The 2,710-nt window shown below is 74.4% G+C and carries 4 protein-coding genes; 3 read left to right on the top strand and 1 reads right to left on the bottom strand.

The genetic code is table 11. The annotated features are described in order from the left end of the window. The 3 genes from D3105_RS33280 to D3105_RS33290 form a co-directional block, all read left to right on the top strand. A partial coding sequence (locus D3105_RS33280) for an LPXTG cell wall anchor domain-containing protein (protein ID WP_118906538.1) occupies positions 1–233 on the top strand: 233 nt, incomplete at its 5' end. Positions 234–266: 33 nt separating this feature from the next. Next, positions 267–626 carry a DUF952 domain-containing protein gene (locus tag D3105_RS33285; RefSeq protein WP_118906539.1) on the top strand — a complete coding sequence of 120 codons (360 nt, stop codon included), beginning with the start codon at positions 267–269 and terminating at the stop codon, positions 624–626. Next, positions 623–1,504, top strand: a complete 882-nt coding sequence (locus tag D3105_RS33290; protein ID WP_118906540.1) for an SDR family oxidoreductase — start codon at positions 623–625, stop codon at positions 1,502–1,504. The genes D3105_RS33285 and D3105_RS33290 overlap by 4 nt, the downstream gene beginning before the upstream one ends. 30 nt (positions 1,505–1,534) lie before the next feature. On the opposite strand, the gene D3105_RS33295 is transcribed toward D3105_RS33290, so the two are convergent. Then, a partial coding sequence (locus tag D3105_RS33295) for a DUF1266 domain-containing protein (RefSeq protein ID WP_133305744.1) occupies positions 1,535–2,710 on the bottom strand: 1,176 nt, incomplete at its 5' end.

Below are 2,710 nucleotides of genomic sequence, written 5' to 3' on the forward strand. Positions count from 1 at the left end.
ACCCCGCTCCGTCCCCCACCGACCCGACCGCGACCCCCACCGAGCCGACCCCGACGCCGACCCCCACCCACCACTCGCCGCACCCCACGCACTCGCCGAGCCACCCGGGTGAGCTGCCCGACACCGGCTCCCGGGGCGGCGAATGGATCATCGGGGCCATCGCGGCAGCGCTGGTGGCCGCCGGCGGCACGGTCCTCGTGGCCACGCGCAGGGCGCGTCGCCGCACCTACTGACCGGCACGAAGCAGTGCCCGTTAGCGTGGTTCGATGACCGAACCGCTGCTGCACCTCGCCGAAGCGCCTCTGTGGGAGGCGGCCCGGGGGACAGGGACGTACGAGATGTCCACCCGCGGCCGCACCCTCCAGGAGGAGGGCTTCATCCACCTCTCGCTGCCCCACCAACTCCCCGGTGTGGTCCGGATGCTGTATGGAGGCGACGACCAGGACCTCGTGGTCCTGGTCGTCGACCCGGACCGTCTCGCCGACCCCGTCCGGTTCGAGGCGATGAAGCCCGGCGGCGAGAAGTTCCCGCACCTGTACGGACCGCTCCCCGTGAGCGCGGTCGTCGAGGTGCGGCGCCTTGACGACTGGTACCACGACCGACGAGAGGAAGACGAACCCCAGTGATCGGCCCCCTCACCGCAGTGACCGGAGCGAGCGGAGCGGTCGGCGGCCGGGTCGCCCGACGGCTGGCCCGGACCGGCGTCCCCGTACGGCTCCTCGGCCGCGACCCCGCCCGGCTGCCCGACGTGCCCGGCGCCGACCATGCGCCCGCCGCCCCCTACGGCGACGGGGAGGCCATGCGCCGGGCCCTCGACGGCGCCCACACCCTCTTCCTGGTCTCCGCCCACGAAAGCCCCCGCCGGGTCCACGAGCACACCACCGCGATCGACGCCGCCGTGGCGGTGGGGGTGGAGCGGATCGTGTACGTCTCCTTCCAAGGGGCGGCGCCCGAAGCCACGTTCACCTTCGCCCGCGACCACTGGGACACCGAGGCCCACATCCGTACGGCCGAGATCCGCCACACCTTCCTGCGGGACAACTGGTACCTTGCGGGGCTGCCCGCGATGACCGGGACCGACGGCGTCCTGCGCGGCCCCGGCGGCGACGGGCGGGTGGCGGCCGTCGCCCACGAGGACATCGCCGACGCGGCGGCGGCCGTGCTGCTGGACGAGGGTACGGACCACGACGACCGGGTCTACGACCTCACCGGGCCCGAGGCGTTCACCCTCGCCGAGGCGGCCGACGAGCTGAGCCGCGTCACCGGGCGGCCCGTCGTCTACGTCCCCGAGACCCGGGAGGAGGCCTACGCCTCCCGGGCCGGCTACGGGGCAGAGGACTGGGAGGTGGCCGGCTGGGTCACCTCGTACGAGGCCATCGCCAACGGCGAACTCGCCGCCGTCTCCGACGCGGTGCCCACGCTCACCGGGCGCCCGGCGCAGAGCTTCGCCCAGTTCCTGGTGGAGAACCCGGACAGCTACCGCCATCTGCTCCCCGGCGGCTGACCGGCGGCTGACCGGCGGGTTCGCCGGGGCTCACCGCCATGGGATGTGCTTCCACGGACTGCCCTCGCTCTCCGTCAGCAGACGGTGGGCGAGGAGGTTCTGTTCGTAGAACGGCCCGTACTCCTCCTCGTCGAACCGCAGCACCCGCCCCAGCGCGTACCCCGCGGAGAACTCCTCCCACGAGCGGTGGGCCGACTTGCTCAGCGCCCCGGCGTACACGATCGCCGCCTCCGCGTCGGCCGGGCCGCAGAACCGCGCCGACAGCCCCCAGCGCGCCAGGTTCACCGCCCGCCCGTAGTCGTACGCGACCGTCGTGCGTACCCGGCCGTCCGGCGGAAGCAGCCCGTCCGCGCGGAACCGGGCCTCGTAGCGCATGATCCGGCGCACCAGATCCTCGATGCCCCTGACCGTGCTCGCGTCCGCCCCGAGGTCCTGGGCGTGCCCGGCGGCGGTCTCCCGCCACATATCGGCCGACGGCAGCTCGCCGATCGCCGCCGCCAGCTGCTCGCGTACGCGCAGCGCGAAGTCCGGTTCCGGCGGGCTGTTGGTCGCGTCCAGCAGGAAGTCCAGCTGCCTGCGCCACCCCTCGGGGCCGGTGATGCCCCAGGAGTCGCGGAGCTGCTCGCGCTCGTCGACGTACTCGCGGTACACGGTGCCGACCTCGTTCCACGGCACGGCGTTCCTGATCGCCAGATGCGCCCCGCAGGCCAGCCCGTACGCCAGGGGGCCGTGCAGCGCGCCGTGCCGCAGGGCGACGAGGCGGTTGGCGGAGGCCCGGTCGTTCTCCGCGTACGCCCGCTGCCACAGCGCCAGGTCGGGCGGAGCGGTGGGCAGCAGCAACTGACCGGGCGTTCCCACGTTGACGCCCAGCCACACCTGCGGATCGGACCAGCCGAACTCGGCGACCCACCGCAGCGAGACCCCGCGGAAGACCCAGTCCGGGTGCCAGGCGGGCAGCATGCCCCGGGTGAGGAGCGGCCGGCAGACGAAGCCCGCCGGGTCGACGTGCCGCCGCCACATCACGGTGTCCGGGTCGGCGTCCACCTCGGCGCGCGGGGCCGGGATGTACAGCTCGGTCCCGGCCAGCGCGGCCAGTTGGCCCCGTACGTCGCCGCGCAGGGCGGCCTCGTGGAGGAGCTGCTCGGTCTCGGACGGCGGGACCCAGGGGGCGGGGGCCCAGGGTGCGGCGGCGGGTGTGCCGGGGGC

This window comes from Streptomyces globisporus (assembly GCF_003501885.1).
Classification (GTDB): domain Bacteria; phylum Actinomycetota; class Actinomycetes; order Streptomycetales; family Streptomycetaceae; genus Streptomyces; species Streptomyces globisporus_D.

Bases quoted from the DNA above. Each gene is read 5' to 3' on its own strand.
- D3105_RS33285 (WP_118906539.1), top strand. From the start codon at position 267: ATGACCGAACCGCTGCTGCACCTCGCCGAAGCGCCTCTGTGGGAGGCG.